At 72.3% G+C, this 4857-nt stretch carries 5 protein-coding genes (1 of these 5 only partly in view); all 5 read right to left on the bottom strand.

The features are described 5' to 3' along the window. Nucleotides 1-1224: the 5' portion of a condensation domain-containing protein gene (locus ACZ45T_RS29880; RefSeq protein ID WP_468446701.1), read on the bottom strand. It extends 339 nt beyond the left edge of the window; the window shows 1224 of its 1563 coding nt (coding positions 1-1224); its start codon is at nt 1222-1224; the stop codon falls past the left edge of the window. Nucleotides 1225-1399: 175 nt separating this feature from the next. Next, on the bottom strand, nt 1400-2365 hold the full coding sequence (locus ACZ45T_RS29885) for an aromatase/cyclase (protein WP_468446703.1): 966 nt from the start codon (nt 2363-2365) through the stop codon (nt 1400-1402). 191 nt (nt 2366-2556) lie between these two features. Further along, nucleotides 2557-3378, bottom strand: coding sequence for an AfsR/SARP family transcriptional regulator (locus ACZ45T_RS29890; RefSeq protein WP_468446705.1), 822 nt, complete (start codon nt 3376-3378; stop codon nt 2557-2559). 165 nt (nt 3379-3543) lie between these two features. Continuing rightward, complete coding sequence (locus ACZ45T_RS29895) at nt 3544-4407, bottom strand: AfsR/SARP family transcriptional regulator (RefSeq protein WP_468446707.1); 864 nt, start codon at nt 4405-4407, stop codon at nt 3544-3546. A gap of 305 nt (nt 4408-4712) precedes the next feature. Beyond that, the coding region (locus tag ACZ45T_RS29900) for a carboxyl transferase domain-containing protein (protein WP_468446713.1) at nt 4713-4857 on the bottom strand (145 nt) is incomplete at its 5' end.

Below are 4857 nucleotides of genomic sequence, written 5' to 3' on the forward strand. Positions count from 1 at the left end.
CGTACCCCCCCCCCCCCCCCCCCCCCCCCCCCCCCCCCCCCCCCCCCCCCCCCCCCCCCCCTCCCCCCCCCCCTTTCCCCCCCCCCCCCCCCCCCCCCCCGCGCCCGTGCTGATCCAGAAGTCCCGGGCGGGCGCCGGATCCTGTGTGTCCAGCCAGCGCCGGTAGTCGCGCAGGTCGGGGCGGCGCTCGCCGCCCTGGGGGCGGCCGGCGGCGAGATAGCTGCGGTAGAACTGCCGTGCCAGCAGGCTCACGCTCCAGTGGTCGAACAGGCCGTGGTGGTAGGTGAGGACGACATCGGTGGGCGGCGGGGCCGAGGCCGGGTCCGGCTGCTTTGGCGGCCCGTCCAGCAGGGCGACCCGCAGCAGTGCGGGCCGGCCCAGGTCGAAGCCGCGCGCCCGCTCCTGTTCCATGAGGGTCTGCCGGGTGAGCGTGCCGTGGGGGTGGCGCACGACGTGGGGGTGGGCGCGGGCGTGCAGGGCGAGACGGGGCGCGGGGTCCCAGGCGAACGCCGCGCGCAGCGCCGTCTCGTGGTCGAAGACGCACTGCCATGCGGCGGTGAACCGGGCGGTGTCCAGCGGGCCGTGCCAGCGCCACACGAGCTGTCCGACCTGCTGGTGGGGGCGGTGCGCGGGGTCGGTGAGCAGTTCGCGCTGGAGCAGGGTGAGCGCCAGCGGCTGCGGCAGTTCCACGGCCGGCTGCGTACCGGGCGGGCCCGGTGTGGGGGCGGCGGCGGTGAGGACGTCGGCGAGGACACCGAGCGGGTAGGGCGCGGGGAGTTCGAGAAGGTGGTGGCCGGGGCCGTGCCGCACGATCCGGGGGCGTACCTCGCGCAGCTGCGGCCGGTCGGCGGCGACCTGGGCGAGGGCGGCGTCGAGGAGTGCGGGGGTGAGGGGGCCGTGCAGTTCGAGGGTGGAGGGGGCCTGGCGGGCGGGGCCGCCCAGGGCGAGCACCGCGGTCAGCGGTCCTGCCCCGTCGCGTGTGACGGTCATCGGCTGTGCGGGGCCCGTGCGCTCGCGCGAGGCGGCCACGACGGCCGCGCCGGCCCCATCCTCCTCTCGTGCGGCTGCGGGGACGGCAGGGCGGCGGCTCCCGTACGAGGGGCGGGTTGGCGCCTGGTGCCGGAGGTGTCTGCTGCCCTGTGCCGTGCCATGTGCGTCCTCGCCGTCTGCGCCTGTGGTCCCGCCCTCCGCGCGGGCCCGCTGAACACCCCGTCGGGGGTGCATGTCCCATATCAAGCGCGGCCACTGGAGCCGCGCTCGAGGCGCGGGGGGCGGCCGGTGCGGACACGTCGTTTTCTCCAGCCGTTCCCCGGAGCATGTGGACCCGCGGTCGAGGGCGGCCGCGGCCGGGTCCGCCGCGCGGGCCTGCCGTGGCGGGCCGCCGTGGCGGGCTGTGTCCTCACAGCATGCGTACGGCCGATTCGGCGTGCCTGCGGGCCTGGTGCAGCGTGCGCAGGCTTTCGTCGCCGAGCTCCACGCGCACGTGGCGGCGGGCGTCCTGGAGGGTGGCGTCCGGGCCGAGGACCTGCCCGACGTCCTTCTCCCGCAGTACGACGTGGTGCTGGGCGGTCACGGTGACGCCGTTCTCGTCGGAGACGGCCGACCACTCGCCGCAGTGCGCCGCGATCAGCTTGCGGGGCGTGGTCTCCTTGTACACGATGCGTCCGGCGTGCGGGAAGCACAGCCGTACGCAGGTGACGTTCTGGAGGGTGCCGTCGGCCGCGGCCAGGTCCATGGAGACTTTCTGGACGCCGACCTGGGGCTCGTTCAGGTCGACCCGGTGTACGTGTGCGAGGTGCTCGGGCCAGCTTTCGACGTCGTAGATGAAGCTGTGGACGAGCTCGGCGGGCCCTTTGATCCGCACGGACTCCTCGAAGGACAGGGTCAGTTCGTCGAGCCGGCTCCAGCGCTCCGCCAGGAACCGCAGGTTCTTCAGGTCGGATCGGGTGGTGGCGGCGACGTTCCACTCCAGCCACGCCAGGCCCTCGGGGCTGTCGCCCCGGGAGGAGAACTCGTGGTCCACGGTCAGGCGGCAGCGGTCGGGGCCCAGGGGCTTGACGCAGAACGTGCCGCCCATCGACTGCGCGGGTTCCATGATCCGGTCCTGGCGGAAGAAGAGCGAGCGCCGTGCGGAGTCCTGGACCCGGTCGGACGTCCAGGACTTGACCTCGCCGTCGGCCAGGGCCCACACCCGCAGCCGTTCGCTGGCGCCTGTGAAGTCGTGGAAGTCGAGCCGCTCCACGTACACGTTCGACGGGAAGTACAGCGGCCGGCGTTCGGCAGAGACCATCAGCGTGTAGACGACCCCCGCGGGCGCGTCCACCTCGATGGTGTGTGACAGCCGGCGTACACGCTCACCCGACACCCCAACCACCTTCTCTCGTCGAACGGGCCGCCCGAGCGTGGTGTGCGGGGCACGCGGTCGGCGTGCCCGTCGGACGGCGGCAGTCAGCAGAGCGTGTCCGCAGTCGCTCGATGGGTGACCGGGTACGGCTCAAGTCCGCCTCGGACCGGCCCCCGTGCGTGTCGCGCAGGGGGTGCGGGGCCGGGACGGACTCAGGCGGCGTACAGGTCGAAGGTCGAGCTGCGGCGCGGCCCGGCGACGATGTCCAGCTTGGGGTCGACGGCCAGCATGGCCTGATGCAGGCGCTGTACCTGCGGTGAGGGCTCGACGCCGAGGCCCTCGATGAGCCGGATGCGCAGTTTGCGGTAGACCTCCAGGGCCGATGCCTGGCGTCCGGAGCGGTACAGGGCGACCATGGCCTGCGAGTGCAGCCCCTCGTGCTGGGGGTGACGTGCCGTCAGCTCGGTGAGTTCGGCGATGAGTTCGGAGTGGCGGCCAAGGCGCAGGTTGGCGTCGATGCGCCATTCGATGGCGCCGAGCCTGCTCTCCTCCAGGCGCAGGACCTCGATCTCCAGGACGGGTCCGACCCGTACGTCGACCAGTGCGGGCCCGCGCCACAGTGCGAGCGCCTGGCGGAAGCGGTCGGCCGCGGTGGCGTCGTCGCCGGCCTCCGCGGCGGCGCGCGCCTGCGTGACCATGCGTTCGTACTGGTGCACGTCGACGTCCTCGGCCGGTATGTGCAGCAGGTAGCCGCCGTGCCGGGTGGCGAGCACTTCCTTGGCCGTGCTGGGCGAGTCGGGTCCCATCGCGGTGCCCAGGTGCCGGCGCAGCTGCAGGATGTAGGTCTGCAGGGTGGTGAGCGCGCTCTGCGGCGGCTCGGACCCCCAGAGTTCCTCCATGAGCATGGAGACGGGCATCGCCCGTCCGGGATACAGGGAGAGCAGGGAGAGGATCTGCCGCGGTTTGCCGGCCGTCGGAACGATCGACTCCCCGTTGACCTCGGCCCTTAGCGCACCCAGAACCTGAATCTTCACGAGTTCCCTCCGTACCTCGCCCGAGTCCTCTTGGTGACTGATGTGGCGCCCTTGCGCGCGAGTTGCGTGCTCGCGGCTGTGTGAACGATGGCGAGATCGAAGATCACACGGGCTTCGTCAGGCATGCTGCTCGGTGACCGACCTGGTCGTTGATGTGACCGTCACTCAGCGCATGAGCGCAAGCCGCTCCTTGAGCGCGTGTGCGGCCCTGGTGGTGTCGGTCGGTTCCGCCGCGGCCTCGTCATGGGCCGCGAGGATGGAGCGCTGCAGCCGGCGCAGTCCCGCGGACGGCTCCAGGCCGAGGTCACGTACGAGCGTGGCGCGCAGCCTTCGGTAGACGTCCAGGGCTTCGCCGCGGCGCCCCGAGCGGTACAGCGCGAGCATGAACTGGGCGTGCAGGCTCTCGTGGGTGGGGTACCGGTTCACCAGAACGGTCAGCTCGGCCAGCACCTCGCGGTGGCGCCCGAGGCGCAGTTCGGCCTCGATGCGCTGTTCCAGGGCGCACAGGCGGCTCTCGTCGAGGCGTTTGACCTCCATCTCCAGCTGCGGTCCGGCCTGCACGTCCGCGAAGGCGGTCCCGGACCACAGTGTGAGCGCTTCGCGCAGCCGGCGTGCGGCGCCGGCGAAGTCGCCCGCGTCCATGGCCCGGTATCCCTGGCCCACCAGCTGTTCGAAGGCGCGTACATCGCTGTGCCCGTCGCCGCTGGACAGCAGGTAGCCGCCGGGCATCGTCACCAGGACGTCTTTGGCGGCGCGCCGCTCGCCGTCCCCTTGCGCGCCTTGCGTGTTGCCCTTCTCCAGGGCCGCGGCGATGAGTTCGCGCAGCTGGAGGACGTACGTCTGCAGCGTGGTGCGTCCGCTGCGCGGCGGGGTGGTGCCCCAGAGCTCCTCCATCAGCGCGGAGACGGGCACCACCCGGTCGGCGTGCAGGGCCAGCAGGGCCAGCACCTGTCGGGGCTTGGGGGCCGTGGGCGTGATGGAGGCTCCGTTGTCGCGGACCGACAACGCGCCGAGCACTTCGATGTCCACAGCTTCTCCCCCTGAACCTGGACGGTGCCGCTCGCGGGGCGGCCTCTACCGCACCCAGATTCAAATAGATCCCGGACGCCCTGTCAATACAAAACCGGATAGCTGGTTTCTACTGGCGCGCCACCCGCCCACAGGCGGAATGGCTCCCACCCGTGAGCGCGACTCAAGGGGGCAATTGCCCCGTTGGCGGGGATTCAGTCCAGGGGGGTCGCCCGCCGCGCGGCCGGGCCGGTCTTCCTGCCGCCCATCAAAACGGCGATAACGGAATGTTTCTGTGGTGGGGTGGGACCTGGTCAGCGCTGTGGTCACTGCGGCGGGTTGCCGTGCTTGCGGGACGGCAGATCGGCGTGCTTGGTGCGGAGCATCGCGAGGGCGGCCACGAGGACTTCGCGGGTCTCGGCAGGGTCGATGACGTCGTCGACCAGGCCGCGCTCGGCCGCGTAGTACGGG

Source organism: Streptomyces sp. NPDC030995 (genome assembly GCF_055571215.1).